This window comes from Brevibacterium aurantiacum (assembly GCF_003932995.1).
Lineage (GTDB): Bacteria > Actinomycetota > Actinomycetes > Actinomycetales > Brevibacteriaceae > Brevibacterium > Brevibacterium aurantiacum.
This window is the reverse complement of record NZ_CP025333.1, coordinates 1,641,379-1,657,321: the sequence shown is the minus strand read 5'-3', so window position 1 is coordinate 1,657,321 and position 15,943 is coordinate 1,641,379. Positions and strand designations below refer to the sequence as shown.

Here is a 15,943-nt window from a genome sequence, read left to right as displayed (position 1 = left end):
CGCACAATTCGTGGCGTCATCCCCCTCACCGTTGAGGAAGAATGACGGCGAATGTCTCCTCAGGCTTTCTTGACCACCGAGGACTTCAGGTAGATCCGCCCGAGGCTGGGCACAGAGGCGTCGATGTCGTGGCCGTTCACCGGTTGCTCGAGCAGCCGAATGCTTTTGACCTTGGTCCCGACCTTGATGGTACCACCGCCGCTGCCGGCGACCTTCAAACCCTTCACGACTGTCACCGCATCGCCGTCGGCGAGCAGATTGCCGACGGCATCACGGATAACCTCGCCTTCGGCAGACGACGACTCATCATCACTGTCCGAAGCGGGCGTCCATTCGTGGCCGCACATCGGGCACACGAGAAGCGCGCCCTGTTCGTAGGTGTACGACTCCGAGCATTCAGGGCACGAAGGCAGCTGATCAGACATTGAAACGGAACTCCACCACGTCGCCGCAAATAGCAACCTCTGATTGCACCGGTTTCGCAGCCGCGGCAGAGAAGCCTCCGCGCGCTAGACCACACCACGCACAACCATACGGTTCAGTCGGTATCGATGGTCCGGACGACGGCGAGAGCAAAGCCGGCGCAGATCACGAACACCGCACCACCCATCGCCACGGGCAACGCGAGATGCACGCCAGCGAGAAGCCCGCCGATTAATGATCCAAGGGCAAGGCCGATCAACCCAAGGACGCGCGACGCGGCATTGACCCGCCCGAGGAGCGCATCTGGCACGAGACGCTGGCGAAGCGACGTCGCACAGATCCCCCACACCACGGCGTGGAGAATATAGATCGCCAGTAGCACCGAGGCAACCACTGCATTGCCAGTTACAGCGAGGGCCAGCAATGAGGCGGCCCCGGTGAGCAAACTTGCAACGATCGTCCAGCGGTAGCCGATCCGTGAGCGGATACGAGCTGTCGCGAAGGAGCCGACGAGCCCACCGAGCGCGGACACGGCCAGGATGAGCCCGTACCCAACGCCATCGACCCCCAGCTGCTCCTGAGCGAAAATGACGAGGATGGAGAACGGAAGCATGTAGCCGATGCTCGCCAAGGCTCCAATCAATGCCAATCCCCCGACGAGGCGGTGGTGCACGAGCCACGTTGCTCCCGCCACGGCTTCTCGCCATACCGAGGCGCGCGCCCTGGGCGCAACCGCCTCAGATGGTCTGCCCCGATGCACGGGTAGTGCAAGCGCGATCAAGCCCGCAGCTGCCCAAAGCCCGCCCATTGCGTAGACGGGGGCAGCTGCAGCGATCGCGAAGAGGAACCCGCCGAGTGGCGGACCAGCGAATTCGTCGGCTATGAGTTGCGCGGCCGAGATCCGACCATTTGCCGTGTCCAGCTTGCCCTTCTGGACAAGGCCGGGAACGAGAGAGACCGCGGCGTTATCAGCTGCGCTCTCGAGCGTGCCGATGACCGCGTAAGCGGCGTAGAGGAGGACAAGACCTCCGATGCCCAGGTGCACGCAGATCGCAAGGGCGAGAACGGCAACTCCCCGCAGAATATTTGCGACGATCAGGATTAAACGGCGGTCCACACGATCGACCCATACGCCGATCGGCAGAGCCACGAGCAACCGGACGAGCGCGTAGAGCGTCGAAAGCCCGGCGATCCAGCGCGGATCGTCCGTAAGTGAGGTTGCCAGCAGCGGGATCGAGACGAACGCTAAACCGTCAGCCAGGTTCGACGCAGCGTTCGCTCCCCACAGGACACGAAAAGAACGACCAAGGGACACACACCCCAGAATACCTATCGCACCGCCACCAGCGGCTCATGGGAGCGAGCTGCTAGCGGGACGAAATCACTCGCACTCTGGCGGAACGAGACCTGCCCCAGTGAACCAAAGCGTTGTTGGATAACCGACTTATGAGTCAGACAGATTTTTGAGTCAGCGCACCTTCCGCGAGATCGCGGGTCGAACAACTTGAACCCGCCGCAGAACTGCCCAGCCGAAGCCACTCGCCAGAGACGCTACCGCAACGCGACAACGAGAATCGGCCTCTGCGAGAGCTCCGCAGAGACCGATCAAAGTCCCAGGTCAGCGGGACAAACGCTTAGCACCTGATGGTAAAGCGGAACCTGTCCATCGAACCCAACCGGAGGCCGAGAAGATAAAATCCCTGGTCAGAGGCCCTTATTGGACATTAAATCTAAATTCGACCGCATTCCGGCACAGAACAACCTCTGCGGACACTTGGCGACACCACTGAGTCTGTGCCCGGCAGGCGACTCGTTGCGTCACGAGCCGGGCGACCGCAGAATTGACGGCTGGACCTCTTCCGGACGCCACAGATCGTTCTGTTCACGCGTGACATCAACGGCGCTGTCGCGTTCTACAACGCGCTCGGCTTCAAGGAAGTGTTCCACACGCCAAGTAACGGAACACCGATTCACGTCGACCTGGCACTCGACGGATACCGAATCGGTCTCGCAACAGAGACCAGCACCCGCGAAGACCACGGACTTGACCCGACCGCCGACGGCCAGCACGCGGCGGTGATCCTCTGGACCGACGACGTACCTGCAGGCTATGCCCGACTGATCGATCTCGGCGCGAAGCCAATCAAGACACCGGAGACGTGGCTCGATCGGCTTCTCATCGCATGGGTCGAGGACCCATCTGAGATCGTGGCGCTGCCAGTCTGCGAACAGATGCAGCGACCTCAGTGCTCTTGAGGATCAGTGGCAGCCGGGGCGTAGACGTCCACGACAGCTTTGCCGAGCACTCGCCCATTGACCTGAACCTCGATCAGATGCGGTCCGGGATGGATTCGACGGGTGGCGACGGGCGCGAATCGATGACGTCGAACAAAGCTGACGGCCTCTCCAGCAGGCAGGTCACGAACGCTGAGCTTGAAGACCTTGCCGGCCTTGGGACCGTGCGCACCTTGATAGTGGACCACGTAATCGATAGTTGCCTTCGTCTCGGCAGCTGCCCGCAGGGTGAACGCGATCGTCGTCTCGCCGCCGATGGGAATCGAGGGGTGTGAGCATTCCAATCCGGTGATCTCGATCGGAGCTTCGGGATCGAATCCGAGGATGCTCAGCGCTTCGGGATCACCTCGCTTGATCAGAGTTCGAAGACCGTGCCGGACGACGTAGTCGCCTCGAGTGCTTTTCGCTGCCCACCTTCTGGCAGCCTCGAGCACGACGTCCGGATGATCCTTGGCGATGTCGTTGAGGTGATTCGCCACGGAGCGACGGACATACAAGGATTCATCGTTCACGAGCTCCTCGAGGAGCTCGAGTGCCGGCCGAGGATCGGCGATGAACCGCGTGAGGCGTTGACCCCAAGGCAGTCGTGGGCGTGTGCCCTCCGAGACGAGGCGACGAACGTGCTCGTCAGGATCTGCCACCCAGGCGCGGAGGCGCTCCATCGTCGGCTCGTACTGAGCCTCGATGAAATGACGGATCGCGAACTCCGCGGTGTACCGCGGCGTCAGCGCGGCCAGGAGCGGAAGCCCGATGTCGGGTCGTCCCAGCATCGCGACGGCCACGTACTCGTTGACCGGAAGCGAAGCCCAACCCTGCATGCCTCCTCCGGCGAGGACGCGGCGAATCACCTCGTCTGCCACGTCCAGGTCCGCCGGCATGCTCGCGCAGAGAGCATGAGCGATCTGCTGAATGCGTGCTTTCATCTCCAGGCCGACGAGGTTCTCGCCGGCCGTCCGCTCAAACCCTGCCCGATCGAATGCGGCCCAGGCTACGGAGAGATCCTGACCCAGGGCCCGAATCAGCTCCGGCGAGAGCTCGTCCTTGAAATCAGCCACCTATGCGTGTGCCCTCCGATAGATCGTCATTCCACCCAGGCCTCCGTGCGGGGGCGTCCCACGCGGAAGGAAACGGCGATTCCCCCACGCTCTCATGCCAGCGGTGGCTGACCGGGAGCTCGCCTATACATTGAACCTAAATTCAACCACGTCCCCACACGTAGAGACATCAATGGGCATCGCAGTCGTCAGGCTTGAACTCACCAACATTCCGGTAGAAGTCCGTAGGCCCAAGAAGATCCGCGAGCGAACCACGCATCAAGTACGCGCCTCGTCTCAAGCGTGCACGACGTCCCACTGACGTTCTCTGCCGTGACCCACCTGCAGGCGACATGCTCGTCAGAGAGTCGAATTGCTCGACCTGCCAAGGGCACCGAGACTGTGAACTGTCTCGTCGCCTTGCCCGACGAGGAGCGATAATCGAACGTCTCAAGAAAGTCGCCATCAATCGAGCCGGCAGCGAACCCGACCTCTTCGGACAACTCTCGGTTAAGGGCCGTAACCAAGGTCTCGCCAAGCTCAACCCCACCAGAGGGCACCTCGTCGATCCCCGGCAGGAAGTCGTCCAGTTCGCTACGAGTGACGACCAGCGCAGCCCCATCTTGATGTATTACCGCACCGACCACGAACTTCTCCACGCCGTCACGTTGTGCAGAATCGCGGAGCTCTTCCAAGAGGACAGTCATGCAACCTCCAACGGCGTGATCCCCGCAAGCTTGTCCCGCAGAGCCCGGCGCTGGAGCCGCAGCTCGTAGTTTGACTGCAGGTTCATCCACAATTCCTCGGACGTCCCGAAATATCGCGCCAGACGGATCGCGGTATCTGCTGTGATTCCCCGCTTGCCGTGCACGATCTCGTTGATCCGGCGCGGCGGCACCCCGATGGACACGGCCAGCTTATTCTGTGTGATCCCGAAGCCCTCGATGAAATCTTCCAGCAGGATCTCTCCCGGGTGGATCGGCTCGATCAGGTCGCCCTCAGTGGTAGTCGACGAGTTCGACATTGTCCGCACCTCCTTCTCTCCAGACGAAGCAGAGACGCGATTGCGCGTTCACGCGGGTGCTGTGCCGCCCGCGTCGGTCGCCGACCAGACGCTCCAGCCGGTTGACTGGCGGGACCCTGAGATCCTCGACATCCTTCGCCGCATGGATCAGTTCCAGCTTCCGCAAGGTCGCCCGCTGCACCATCCGGTCAACGCGTTTGACGTACTGCTCATGCCAGATGCGCTCGGTGTCCTTGCTGCTGAACGATCTGATCACGAGTCCAGTGTATAACGGACACCGTCATTAACGCTATACGTTAAACCTAAATTCAACCGCATTCCGTACCCGAATAAACTCTGGAAAAATCTCCGTGGATTCGGAAGTCGTGTCGACCTTGGTCTTGACGCTTACGACGTCGAACCGCTCTGCCCCAGGGCTGCAAGATCCTTTCGAATCGGGAGGGCCTTACAGATTGCTTGCTATCTAGTCCTGCGTTTTCGCATGAGTAGCGTCACGTGGATCGCACAGACAACCAGGGCTGCTCCGGCAACATAGAGCGTCAAGTGGTGCAACGGGGCAAGTGCCAATGCATCGATGACTCCCAGGAAGAACACCCAGATCCCAAAACCCACTAGATCCCTAGAAGGGCCCCACCGGCATCGGGTCGACTCTCTTCATTGGCTGGACCATTGGGGGTTACCACTTCCATGATCTGTTGAGCGGCTGGCACTTGTTGGAAGCAGCCGAAGCTGTGGACCAGCTAAAACGGTATCGCAGCTGCGTGGAGTTGGGTGTGTTCGCGAGATGTTCCTCGATACGGTGGAGAACATCTTGGATAGCTGGAGAGGCCCCGCATATACGCTATACGTGCCGAGTACAACGCCGTAGCCCCAAACAACTTGAGGAGAAAAACATCATGGACCCCATATTCAGCAAGAACGGCACTGTCGTCGCTTGGCTTTGCGGTAACGAAGTCTTGGACCTGGGCGGAGCGCACCGAGGCTTTATCAACGGAACTAGTGTGATCAGCTACCAGACGGGCTGCCACCTTGGCTGGTTCGAACAGGGAGCCTTCTGGGACTCCCAAAACCGTGCCATCGGGATGACGCGTGAAGTTTCCGCCTCCATCCCTCGCCCGGGATTCAGCGGTGTACCAGGCAGGCCGGGGATCGGCGGACGTCCCGGACGGCCTGGCATCCCAGGGACCCCGGCTAAGCCCGGGCGATCCGGTGGCTGGTCCCCTCAAGAGTGGAACGACTGGATGCCAAGCAAGTAGCAGTCGCGTCGAGTTGACCCTAGATAGCATTGTTCCGTTTTCAAGGAACCGGGATACATAGGACGACCGGTACGCCTATTTCGCGAAGAAGCGGAACGACTCGGAGAAGACCAGAAAGTAGGTAAACGAGGAGAAGCTGGCTGGCTTCTACGTCCACTTGGATTCCTCGGGCGAGGCCGTACTCTCCCCCGCCGAATTCTTGGCGAGGACGATTACCGACGACTCGCAGACCGCGGCGCAGGTCGGAAAGATGCTACTGATCAGAGAACACTGCCGAATGAAGCTCGAGGCCACGACCACTACGACAGCACGCACGAGCAGTTGCACAGGCTCCTGCCAATCTCGCATCCCGAACTTGGGCGTCGCAGGAGTTCAGGGGCGGCCGGTACATCAAGGATCGGCAGGACTGAGCGGTGCCATCATCGCTACCGCGGGCCCGCACAGCACCAGCCGGATTCATGGGCCACCCAGTCTGTGTAGCCGATGACGGAACAAAGGTACCCGATGTGTACTCCGCTAGCCACGTTCGTGATGACATAGCTTCCGTCAGAGCTTAAAGCGCGAACCCAATTCCAGCACGTGCAGTCACAGAATTGGTCTAGGCTCCCGACTGGACCTTGCCACCGCTAACTAAGACCAAGGTGGTTCGTTGAGCCCCGTATTTCACAGGATCCACCCGAACATTTCGTTGAGGCGACTCTGCGCCCGCAGCATGAGGATTTCATCATATGTCGACTGGTATGGACGGCTGAGACTGATCCGGTGGTCCCAGAGCCACCTTCGGCCATTATGGGTATGCTCAGGGGACTAGCAAGATCACAGATGAGGGGCAGTATTTTGCAGATTGATGCACAGAAACGAAGTCTTGGTGAGGTACTCCAGCAGGGGCAGCATGTTGTGCCCAGATATCAACGTCGATATGCATGGGAGTCGCAGAATATCAAGGATTTTTGGAACGATATCACCAATACTTCCGACCCTCACTTCTTCGGAAGCATGGTGACGAGCGGCGCAGCCGCGGCCCCTCGAGAGGTGATCGATGGCCAACAGCGATTGACCACCGCGATCATCGCGTTGAGCGTATTACGTGATCTATACGCAGAGATCGGGAGTGCGCCACGCGTCACCGGCATCAATGAATATCTCGAATACAACGATCGCGACGGCCATCGCAATCATCGTCTACGAAATAAGGACGTCAGCGCCGCGAGCCGCCTGAATGACAACGTCCTTCTGGAGAAAAAACAACGAGCTACTTCGCCAGGCTACGACTCCGAAGCGCTGGAGTCGCAAGCCTACAAAACATTCGAGACACTGGTACGTGACGAGCTGAGTGGTACAAACGACGCGACCGCGCAGCTAGACAATATTCGTGATGCGATTCTCGAAACCGAGGTCGTCTATATCAATGTCGAAGATCGCAAGAATGCATTCACCATTTTTGAAACCCTCAACGATCGAGGGAAAAGTCTAACGGTGATGGATCTCGTCAAGAACTTGTTGTTCGCGGAGATCGCCTCCAGCGATGAGGACAGCTCCGAGCGTGCATGGTCGGACATCCTCGAAAAGCTCGACGATCTCACGTTCGAGGGGATGACTCCCGACTTCTTCTTGTACTATGCATGGAACTCGCGGCATCATCCCGGGCATGCAAGCACAGACCTAATCGAACAGGCGCGACTGCGACGATCGATAGCCGATCAGATAGCAACATCGACGGACCGAGACGTTTCAGCTCAAGATTTAATCGGTGGACTCAGTATCGATGCGAAAATACTGGCCGGCTTGAATCGGACGCTAACTAGCAACGGCTCAGCCGACACATGGCGAGAACTTGCGACCGCTTGGCGTCGGGATGATTACGAAGATATCTCTAGTCGCTTGTACGGAATCCTAGTAGCAGGATCACTCCAGCCACTTCCGCTGCTTTTATCTCTGATGAGGGCATACCTCCGGGAACGTGCTGGAATTTCTCGAAAGACCCTTCTAAAGTTCCTGACAGTTACAGAGAGTTTCCAATTCCGGTGGAGTATCGCTCAGAAACCTTCAACGTCTACAATTCGCCGCCTGTACCGCCAGGCTGCAGCATCCGTGTCAGCGGGTTCTTCGAAGCCGGACTTCGAAGCCGCTTTGAGTTCATTCGTGGCCGCCGCGGACAGAATCGATGCCTCTAATGCGCAGTTCAGGGACGGGATCAGTCGCCTGGCCTACTCAAAAACTCGGGCAAAAGATACGTTCAAGATCAGGTACATCCTCACCCGAATCGAAGAGTCTTATCAATCTACGACGCTGAATCTGAGTCGCCAATTGTCCTTGGAACATCTTCAGGGTTTGGAGGGACGATCAGAGGCTACAGCGCGGAACTCCTGGATCTTCAAAATAGGAAATCTTGCCCTCCTTCCCCCTGAAGTCAATGCGGACCTTCCAAAGGAATTCGCGGACAAATGCGCCGAGCTTAGCAACTGGGTCAATGCCGAGGATGAGACGTTAATTGACGCGATCTCCAGTAAGGTCTGGAACAGTGAGCAATCGAACGAGCGGCTCTCCGATATTGTCCAACGCGCGCTACAGCTATGGCCCAGAATCCAAGTTTGATTCTCGTTGAAGGGCATCCATGGATGGTTATAACCGAACGTATGCCGCCTGACAGAGTTTCGCACTTCGTGCTCCCGACCTGTTGGCCATTACGGCTAGCAGACAACGCGATATAGGGAGAACCAAGCCATCGAAGACTATGCCCCGGCCTTAGGCCGGGGCATAGTCTTCGATGGCTTTTCACACATTAAATCTAAATTCAACGACGTCCCCATCAACCATAATGTATTCCTTGCCCTCCATCCGCACCTTACCAGCGGACTTGGCTGCGGACATCGAGCCGTTGGCGTCGAGATCGTCGAAGGAGACGACTTCAGCCTTGATGAAGCCCTTCTGGAAGTCGGTGTGGATGACACCAGCCGCCTCGGGTGCCGTTGCACCCTTCGGAATGGTCCAGGCGCGGGATTCCTTGGGGCCGGCTGTCAGGTAGGTCTGCAGGCCCAATGTATCGAAGCCGACGCGTGCCAGCTTGTCCAGTCCTGCTTCCTCCTGGCCGGTGGATTCCAGCATCTCGAGGGCTTCCGCTTCGTCGAGTTCAGCGAGTTCGGACTCGAATTTGGCGTCGAGGAAGATCGCTTCGACAGGTGCCACCAGTGCACGCATCTCTGCCTTCTTCTCTTCATCGGCGAGCACATCGTCATCGACGTTGAAGACGTAGAGGAACGGCTTGACGGTCATCAGCTGAAGTTCGCGCAGCTCGGTGACGTCGAACTTGTCGGACTGCATCGCCTGATAGAGGGTCTTTCCGCTTTCGAGGATCTCGACAGCGGCATCGATGGCGGTCAGCTGTTCTGCCGGTGCCCGTTTGCCTTTGACTTCCTTCTCAATCCTCGGCCGTGCCTTCTCCAAGGTCTGCAGGTCGGCGAGGATGAGTTCGGTGTTGATGGTGTCAATGTCGTCGGCCGGGCTGATCTTGCCCTCGACGTGGATCACATCGTCATCGACGAACCCGCGGATGACCTGGCAGATTGCCTCAGCCTCGCGAATGTTGGCCAGGAACTGGTTGCCCAGCCCTTCGCCCTCGGAAGCGCCACGGACGATTCCGGCGATATCGACGAAGTCGACAGTTGCGTTGAGAATGCGTTCGGATCCGAAGATCTCCGCCAGTCGAGTCAGTCGCGCGTCGGGCAACGGCACCACGCCGACGTTCGGTTCGATCGTCGCGAACGGGTAGTTCGCCGCGAGAACTTGGTTCTTGGTCAATGCATTAAACATGGTCGACTTGCCGACATTGGGCAGTCCCACGATTCCGATAGTTAGAGCCACGGTAGCTAAGTCTATCCCGCCGCCGAGGTGCGGGTCTAAATCTCGTGTCAGTGCCGTCTGTCACGCTTGAGTCATGAATTCTTTCCCCGCCACCGGAGCGATCGTCATCCTCATCCTGGCGATCATCATCAGCGTCGCCCTCGGCTTCCTCCTCGGACGCGCACACACGCGTTCCCGCTATATTGAGCGACTTACGAGAGCGGAGACCACGTCTCGGATTCTCACGAACAGGACGGAGGATTTGGAGGCTGATGCACAGATGGCCGGCGAGATCACTGCGGCCATCGGCCCCCTGGCTGCAAGCGTCAATCACCTGCAGGAGAACCTTCAGTCCCAGGACCGGACGCAGTTGGAACAGATTACGCGACTCAACACGCAGATCGGGCACCTGAGCCAACAGAACCTCAGACTGCAGGAGTCCACCGGTTCACTGGCCAGCGCGCTGAATTCGACGACTCAGCGTGGAGACTGGGGCGAGGTCCAGCTCAAACGCATCGTCGAATATGCCGGCCTCCTCCCCCATGTGGATTTCGAGACCCAAGTCAGCAGCGTGCGTGACGGCAAACGCCATCGCCCTGACATGACCGTGAATCTGCCCGGCGGCGGAACGATCATCATCGATGCCAAGACACCACTGTCAGCACGCATGGGTGACGCTGATGCCAGCGATGAGGATCATGCTCGCGCACTGCTGCGCCACATCGATGCTCTGGCTTCGAAGGAGTATTGGAAGTCCTTCGACACTGCTCCGGACTTCGTCGTCTGCTTCGTCCCCACGGACGGGCTGCTCTCCTCGGCGGCGTCCACATATCCGAAGATGATCGATCATGCTCTCGGGAAGAACGTCGTGCTCGCCTCCCCCGCCACGCTGCTGGTTCTGCTCAAGACCGTGGCACTCAATTGGCGGCAGGCTGACATGAGCACCTCCGCAGCCGAGGTACTCAAGCTCGGCACCGAACTCTACGAACGCATAGGCACTCTGGTCACCCACGTGACACGGATGGGCTCAAGTCTCGACCGGTCGGTTGAGGACTACAACCGATTCGTCTCATCGCTGGAATCGCGGTTCCTCGTCACCGCCCGAAAGTTTCCGAGCACGGGAATCGTCGCCACCGAACTCGATGCAGTTGCTGAACTCGACTCACGCAGCCGTGGAGTCAGCGCTGAAGAACTCACACGGCCACGCATCTCGGGACAGGATCCATTCGCGACACAGGATCCCACTGATCTGAGACGCCGCCATACTGGCACGGACTAGATCAGGCAGCGATCAGATCAGGTCGTGATCCCGGTCGGCGCCATCGCGTTTGTTCGATGTCTTCTTACCGGCGGCCTTGAGGTCCTTGCGCAGTTCGCGCGGCAGGGAGAACATGATGTCCTCCTCCGCCGTGACGATTTCTTCGACCGAGCCGAAGCCGTACTCTGCCAGCAGTTTGAGGAGATCCTGGACCAGTCCCTCCGGGACGCTCGCTCCTGAGGTCACGCCGACAGTTGCGACATCATGGAACCAGGTTTCGTCGACCTCACGAGCGAAATCGATGCGATGCGCGTCCTTGGCCCCGTGCTCCAGCGCAACTTCGACCAGACGCACGGAATTCGACGAGTTGGCTGAGCCGACTACAAGAACCAGATCGGACTGTGGGGCGATCTTCTTCACGGCCACCTGTCGGTTCGACGTGGCATAGCAGATGTCGTCGCTTGGAGGGTCCTGCAGGTGCGGGAACCGTTCCCGCAGGATGTTGACCGTTTCCATCGTCTCGTCGACACTCAACGTCGTCTGTGACAGCCAGACCAGGCTCTCTGCATCGTCGATCTGGACGGTCTTGGCTTCCTCAGGGTTCTGGATCAACGTGATGTCGTCGGGAGCCTCTCCCATCGTGCCTTCGACCTCTTCGTGACCTGCGTGGCCGACTAGCAGAATGCGGTAACCGTCACGGGCGAAACGGACTGCCTCGCGGTGGACCTTCGTCACCAAGGGGCAGGTGGCATCGATCGTCGACAGTTCGCGAGCGGCCGCCTCGGCGTGGACGGCAGGAGAGACACCGTGTGCAGAGAATACGAGGCGGGCGCCTTCGGGAACTTCGTCGGTTTCGTTGACGAATACGGCGCCGCGTTCGGAGAGGGTGTCGACCACATGGCGGTTATGCACAATCTCCTTGCGCACATAGACCGGAGCACCATAGTGCTCGAGTGCGCGCTCGACGGCGATCACTGCGCGGTCAACACCGGCACAGTATCCGCGCGGGGCGGCCAGAAGCACCTTCTGGTCGGCGCCTTCAGGCGTCCGAATGTCTTCCGGAGCGAGGCGTTTGCGCGGAATGGTGGGCATGGGTACAGATACGGCAGTCACAAGCACAGTTTAGGCCGGGGACCTGAACAACGGCTACAAAGGTGAAGCAACCCACAACAAGCCTGCAACCCGGGGTGTTCCTGCGCGGCGCTGGTTCGTCATGTCACCACCGTTCGTTAGGGTGGTGGATTGGAAGGGGAGACAACATGGCGCAACGAATTTCCGGCACTCCCGGGACTCTCGGCGAAACGGTCGACGCTCAGGAGCTGCCTGCGACTGCGGGAGAGACGACGGCGGAGAACCCGTGGCCCTTGAGTCTGCTCTCAAGCAAGATGAAGTCCTATATCGACCGCATGTCCAGCGTGTGGATCGAGGGCCAGGTCGTCGAGCTCAACCACCGCGGCAAGGCCAGTTATCTGACACTGCGTGACACCGACGTCGAGACGTCGCTGCCGGTTCAGATCTGGAAGAACGTCCTCGAACGCACTGGCGCGCCACTGTCCGAAGGCAGCCACGTCGTCGCCAACCTCAAAGCCGATTTCTGGACGAAGACCGGTCGTTTGACGATGCGGGCAAATGACATCCGAGCCGTTGGCCTCGGTGAGCTCCTGGCCCGGCTTGAGCGGCTGAAGAAGCAGCTTGGAGCAGAAGGTCTGTTCGACCCCAACCGGAAGAAACGCCTGCCATTCCTGCCCAACCGGATCGGTCTGATCACCGGCAGGGACTCAGATGCTCAGAAAGACGTCGTTCAAAACGTCCATCTGCGTTGGCCTGCCGCCGAGTTCGAAATTCGCAACTGCGCCGTCCAAGGTCCCGATGCCGTACCCGGCGTGATGAAGAATCTGGCCGAGCTCGACGCTGATCCGCAGATCGACATCATCGTCATCGCACGCGGCGGTGGAAGCATGGAAGATCTGTTGCCGTTCTCCAACGAGGCCCTGGTCCGAGCCGTGTCTGAGGCTAAGACTCCCGTCGTCTCGGCCATCGGCCACGAAGCCGATCGTCCGATCCTCGATGAAGTCGCCGACCTGCGCGCATCGACTCCCACCGATGCCGCCAAACGCATCGTGCCCGATGTGGCCGAGGAAGCGATGAACCTGCTGCGTGCTCGCGCGGAACTCGATGCCGCCGTCAACCGCATCATCGACCGGGAGCAGGAAATGCTCACCGCCGTCCGATCGCGTCCGGTGCTGGCCGAGCCGCAGACTATGGTGACCGCGCACGAAGAGCAGCTGCGACTGGTCCGTCGACGCAGCCTGCAGGCGACGACGACGCGCGTCATGCAGGGGCAGACCGAAATCAACCACCTGCGTTCACAGGCACGCTCGCTCTCCCCGCTGCGGACGCTCGAACGCGGCTACGCCGTCGTTCAAAGCGATGACGGCCAAGCCATCAGAGACTCGAACGAGGTCAAAGCCGGCGACGGCGTCCATGTCCGTGTCGCTCACGGCCGCTTCGATGCCGCGGTCACCGCCGTACAGGAAAGCACCGACAGCAGTCAGGCAACCGAATAGTGAAGGTGCCTGGGCCCATCACCGTCGATCACACGCACCAACACAAACAATCGCACTAAGGACGCAATCATGACAGAGCCAGCAGCCCAGCAGAACCAGTCCGACATCGCCTCGCTCAGCTATGAACAGGCACGTGAGGAACTCGTCGGAATCGTCAAACGACTCGAAGCCGGAAATCTTCCACTAGAAGATTCGCTGAGTCTGTGGGAGCGCGGCGAAGCCCTGGCCGACCGCTGCCAAGGATGGCTCGATGGGGCACGCGAACGCCTCGACAAAGCGCGCGAAGAATCCTCAGACGACGAGGGCTGAGGCTCACTTCAGCTGTTCGGCGACCTGCTGTGCGAAGGCGTTGATGGTGTCGGGGGACGCGATGGCGGTGATGACGACGAACGTGTCGCCCTTGCCTGTGACCCAGTATTCCTTGGCATCCTCAGTCCGATAGATCTGGAAGTCAGAGCCGCCGACGGTCACCGTCTCAGCAGCAATCGCATCGTCGACTTGGTTCTCGGCCCAATTCTCGGTGGCCTTGGCCTGCTCGATGCTCACCCATTGCTGTTCAGTGCCGACGAAGGACAAGTACCAGGAGGTGCGGTCGGATTCGCCCACACGGTCCAAGTTCGCCTCATTCGATGTCCACCCGCTCGGGATTTCAGGCACGATGAGGTCGAAGTCGGCGCTGTCCTGGGACTGCTCCGCAATCGACTGGTAGTCGACCACACGCTGCGAGTCGACCTCCGGCTGAGGTGCGATCAGCAGAACCACTGCGACGACGGCCAGGCAGGCCAAGATCGCAATGATCATATTGACCCAGTTCGAGTTCTTCCGCAGGAAGCGCATCTCTTCCCTGGACCCCGGGAGCATCACTCCGGACTCGTCAGCCATTGGCACTCCCTCGGGACTGGCATCCGTGCGCGTCACGGGCGCCTGCGTTCCCACAGTGTTGGTATCGGATTGGGCATTCACATCGCCATTGTCCTCGGGGATTGCTCCCAGGGCCAATCCTGGGCGAGGTTTCATGATGGGGGCCACAGTCACGGCGCGAAATCGTCCCAATGTCGGCGCCGAACGTGCGGGGTGGCACAATTGGACTTATGAGTGACTCCAATGAATCTGCTGACGTGAAATCTCATCATGACCGAGGCCGTGTGGATGCCGAGGCTCCTCCCGTTGCTGTGACGGATGCCTGGTCCCAGAAAGCACAGGTCGGAGCCGACGCTCCCGACCGCAACCTCGCACTCGAACTCGTCAGAGTCACCGAGGCCGCCGCCATCGCTGCAGCGCCTTGGGTGGGCCGCGGCGACAAGATCGCTGCCGACGGTGCCGCTGTCGCCGCAATGCGCAATGTCATCTCGACTGTGCGCATGGCCGGACGAGTCGTCATCGGCGAAGGTGAGAAGGACGAAGCACCGATGCTCTTCAACGGAGAGCAGGTCGGCGACGGCGGAGGCCCTCACTGCGATGTGGCTGTCGACCCGATCGACGGCACTCGTCTGACCGCGCTGGGTATGCCCAACGCGATTTCGGTCATGGCGGTCACCGAAGACGGTGCCATGTACGACCCATCGGCAGTCTTCTATATGGAAAAGCTCGTCACCGGCCCGGCAGCTGCCGACGCCGTCGACCTGCGCCTGCCTGTGGCAGAGAACATCCGCCGCGTCGCCAAGGGCAAAGGCACAAACGATCCGGCCTCTGTGACCGTAATGATCCTCGACCGTCCGCGCCACCAGACGATGATCGACGAGATCCGTGCCGCAGGTGCACGCATCCAGCTCATCACCGATGGTGATGTCGCCGGCGCCATCGCCGCCTGCCGCCCCGGAACCGGTGTCGACATGCTGATGGGAATCGGCGGCACACCCGAGGGCATCATCACCGCCTGCGCGATCAAGGCACTCGGCGGAGTCATCCAGGGCCGGCTGTGGCCACAGGACGATTCCGAGCGTGAGGCCGCAGCCGCAGCCGGGCTCGACGTCGACAAGGTCCTCAACACCGATGACCTCGTCACCGGTGACAACAGCTACTTCGTGGCCACCGGCATCACCAACGGCGACCTGCTCGACGGCGTGAAGTTCGACGGCGGACACGTCACCACGCACTCGCTGGTCATGCGTTCCAAGTCGGGCACAGTGCGTTCGGTCTTCGCCGAGCATCAGGCAGCGAAGACTCACTCATACGTGGAGGCCGCCGAAGAGGCAGCCCGCCGCGGACTCATCTGAGCCCACCCTCCGATCTCAACCCCGGTCACT

At 60.0% G+C, this 15,943-nt stretch carries 16 protein-coding genes; 7 read left to right on the top strand and 9 right to left on the bottom strand.

Annotation, left to right across the window (positions count from 1 at the left end; genetic code table 11):
- Positions 1 to 59: 59 nt before the first annotated feature.
- Positions 60 to 425 carry a zinc ribbon domain-containing protein YjdM gene (locus tag CXR25_RS07600; RefSeq protein ID WP_069599925.1) on the bottom strand — a complete coding sequence of 122 codons (366 nt, stop codon included), beginning with the start codon at positions 423 to 425 and terminating at the stop codon, positions 60 to 62.
- 113 nt (positions 426 to 538) lie between these two features.
- Positions 539 to 1,738 carry an MFS transporter gene (locus CXR25_RS07595; RefSeq protein WP_125240483.1) on the bottom strand — a complete coding sequence of 400 codons (1,200 nt, stop codon included), beginning with the start codon at positions 1,736 to 1,738 and terminating at the stop codon, positions 539 to 541.
- Positions 1,739 to 2,271: 533 nt separating this feature from the next.
- Between CXR25_RS07595 and CXR25_RS07590 the strand changes: the two genes are divergently transcribed.
- Entirely contained in the window at positions 2,272 to 2,679 is a 408-nt protein-coding gene (locus CXR25_RS07590; RefSeq protein WP_125240482.1) for a VOC family protein, read from the top strand.
- Here the strand turns inward: CXR25_RS07590 and CXR25_RS07585 are convergent.
- From CXR25_RS07585 to CXR25_RS07570, 4 genes are all read right to left on the bottom strand, one after another.
- Complete coding sequence (locus CXR25_RS07585) at positions 2,667 to 3,773, bottom strand: DNA alkylation repair protein (protein WP_101583139.1); 1,107 nt, start codon at positions 3,771 to 3,773, stop codon at positions 2,667 to 2,669. The two genes, CXR25_RS07590 and CXR25_RS07585, sit on opposite strands and share 13 nt — an antisense overlap.
- Before the next feature lie 200 nt (positions 3,774 to 3,973).
- The gene (locus CXR25_RS07580; RefSeq protein WP_101583138.1) at positions 3,974 to 4,459 is read right to left on the bottom strand and encodes an NUDIX hydrolase; all 486 of its coding nucleotides are present in this window, start codon (positions 4,457 to 4,459) and stop codon (positions 3,974 to 3,976) included.
- Positions 4,456 to 4,776, bottom strand: a complete 321-nt coding sequence (locus CXR25_RS07575; protein ID WP_101583136.1) for a HigA family addiction module antitoxin — start codon at positions 4,774 to 4,776, stop codon at positions 4,456 to 4,458. The genes CXR25_RS07580 and CXR25_RS07575 overlap by 4 nt, the downstream gene beginning before the upstream one ends.
- Positions 4,751 to 5,032 carry a type II toxin-antitoxin system RelE/ParE family toxin gene (locus CXR25_RS07570; protein WP_101583135.1) on the bottom strand — a complete coding sequence of 94 codons (282 nt, stop codon included), beginning with the start codon at positions 5,030 to 5,032 and terminating at the stop codon, positions 4,751 to 4,753. The genes CXR25_RS07575 and CXR25_RS07570 overlap by 26 nt, the downstream gene beginning before the upstream one ends.
- A 640-nt stretch (positions 5,033 to 5,672) precedes the next feature.
- Here CXR25_RS07570 and CXR25_RS19355 point away from each other — a divergent pair.
- Together CXR25_RS19355 and CXR25_RS07565 are read left to right on the top strand one after the other, a co-directional pair.
- Positions 5,673 to 6,032, top strand: coding sequence for a 4-fold beta flower protein (locus tag CXR25_RS19355; protein WP_371860655.1), 360 nt, complete (start codon positions 5,673 to 5,675; stop codon positions 6,030 to 6,032).
- 837 nt (positions 6,033 to 6,869) lie between these two features.
- On the top strand, positions 6,870 to 8,627 hold the full coding sequence (locus CXR25_RS07565) for a DUF262 domain-containing protein (RefSeq protein ID WP_164513954.1): 1,758 nt from the start codon (positions 6,870 to 6,872) through the stop codon (positions 8,625 to 8,627).
- 180 nt (positions 8,628 to 8,807) lie between these two features.
- Here the strand turns inward: CXR25_RS07565 and ychF are convergent, their stop codons facing one another.
- The gene (gene ychF / locus CXR25_RS07560; RefSeq protein WP_009883714.1) at positions 8,808 to 9,893 is read right to left on the bottom strand and encodes a redox-regulated ATPase YchF; all 1,086 of its coding nucleotides are present in this window, start codon (positions 9,891 to 9,893) and stop codon (positions 8,808 to 8,810) included.
- Between the two features lie 73 nt (positions 9,894 to 9,966).
- Here ychF and CXR25_RS07555 point away from each other — a divergent pair, with 73 nt between their 5' ends.
- The gene (locus tag CXR25_RS07555) at positions 9,967 to 11,151 is read left to right on the top strand and encodes a DNA recombination protein RmuC (protein ID WP_009883713.1); all 1,185 of its coding nucleotides are present in this window, start codon (positions 9,967 to 9,969) and stop codon (positions 11,149 to 11,151) included.
- Between the two features lie 12 nt (positions 11,152 to 11,163).
- Here CXR25_RS07555 and CXR25_RS07550 read toward each other — a convergent pair whose 3' ends face one another.
- Positions 11,164 to 12,222, bottom strand: coding sequence for a 4-hydroxy-3-methylbut-2-enyl diphosphate reductase (locus CXR25_RS07550; RefSeq protein ID WP_009883712.1), 1,059 nt, complete (start codon positions 12,220 to 12,222; stop codon positions 11,164 to 11,166).
- Positions 12,223 to 12,389: 167 nt separating this feature from the next.
- Between CXR25_RS07550 and xseA the strand changes: the two genes are divergently transcribed.
- Together xseA and CXR25_RS07540 are read left to right on the top strand one after the other, a co-directional pair.
- Positions 12,390 to 13,697 carry an exodeoxyribonuclease VII large subunit gene (gene xseA / locus CXR25_RS07545; RefSeq protein ID WP_009883711.1) on the top strand — a complete coding sequence of 436 codons (1,308 nt, stop codon included), beginning with the start codon at positions 12,390 to 12,392 and terminating at the stop codon, positions 13,695 to 13,697.
- Positions 13,698 to 13,766: 69 nt separating this feature from the next.
- The gene (locus tag CXR25_RS07540) at positions 13,767 to 14,006 is read left to right on the top strand and encodes an exodeoxyribonuclease VII small subunit (RefSeq protein ID WP_009883710.1); all 240 of its coding nucleotides are present in this window, start codon (positions 13,767 to 13,769) and stop codon (positions 14,004 to 14,006) included.
- Positions 14,007 to 14,009: 3 nt separating this feature from the next.
- Here the strand turns inward: CXR25_RS07540 and CXR25_RS07535 are convergent, their stop codons facing one another.
- Complete coding sequence (locus CXR25_RS07535; RefSeq protein ID WP_241212401.1) at positions 14,010 to 14,714, bottom strand: DUF4245 domain-containing protein; 705 nt, start codon at positions 14,712 to 14,714, stop codon at positions 14,010 to 14,012.
- Between the two features lie 74 nt (positions 14,715 to 14,788).
- Here CXR25_RS07535 and glpX point away from each other — a divergent pair, with 74 nt between their 5' ends.
- Positions 14,789 to 15,913 carry a class II fructose-bisphosphatase gene (glpX, locus tag CXR25_RS07530; RefSeq protein WP_009883708.1) on the top strand — a complete coding sequence of 375 codons (1,125 nt, stop codon included), beginning with the start codon at positions 14,789 to 14,791 and terminating at the stop codon, positions 15,911 to 15,913.
- Positions 15,914 to 15,943: the final 30 nt, after the last annotated feature.

Coding starts and splice junctions, on each gene's coding strand:
- CXR25_RS07555 (WP_009883713.1), top strand. CDS start 9,967: ATGAATTCTTTCCCCGCCACCGGAGCGATCGTCATCCTCATCCTGGCG.
- CXR25_RS07600 (WP_069599925.1), bottom strand. CDS start 425: ATGTCTGATCAGCTGCCTTCGTGCCCTGAATGCTCGGAGTCGTACACC.
- CXR25_RS07550 (WP_009883712.1), bottom strand. CDS start 12,222: ATGCCCACCATTCCGCGCAAACGCCTCGCTCCGGAAGACATTCGGACG.
- CXR25_RS07535 (WP_241212401.1), bottom strand. CDS start 14,714: ATGAAACCTCGCCCAGGATTGGCCCTGGGAGCAATCCCCGAGGACAAT.
- glpX (WP_009883708.1), top strand. CDS start 14,789: ATGAGTGACTCCAATGAATCTGCTGACGTGAAATCTCATCATGACCGA.
- xseA (WP_009883711.1), top strand. CDS start 12,390: ATGGCGCAACGAATTTCCGGCACTCCCGGGACTCTCGGCGAAACGGTC.
- CXR25_RS07575 (WP_101583136.1), bottom strand. CDS start 4,776: ATGTCGAACTCGTCGACTACCACTGAGGGCGACCTGATCGAGCCGATC.
- CXR25_RS19355 (WP_371860655.1), top strand. CDS start 5,673: ATGGACCCCATATTCAGCAAGAACGGCACTGTCGTCGCTTGGCTTTGC.
- CXR25_RS07580 (WP_101583138.1), bottom strand. CDS start 4,459: ATGACTGTCCTCTTGGAAGAGCTCCGCGATTCTGCACAACGTGACGGC.
- CXR25_RS07540 (WP_009883710.1), top strand. CDS start 13,767: ATGACAGAGCCAGCAGCCCAGCAGAACCAGTCCGACATCGCCTCGCTC.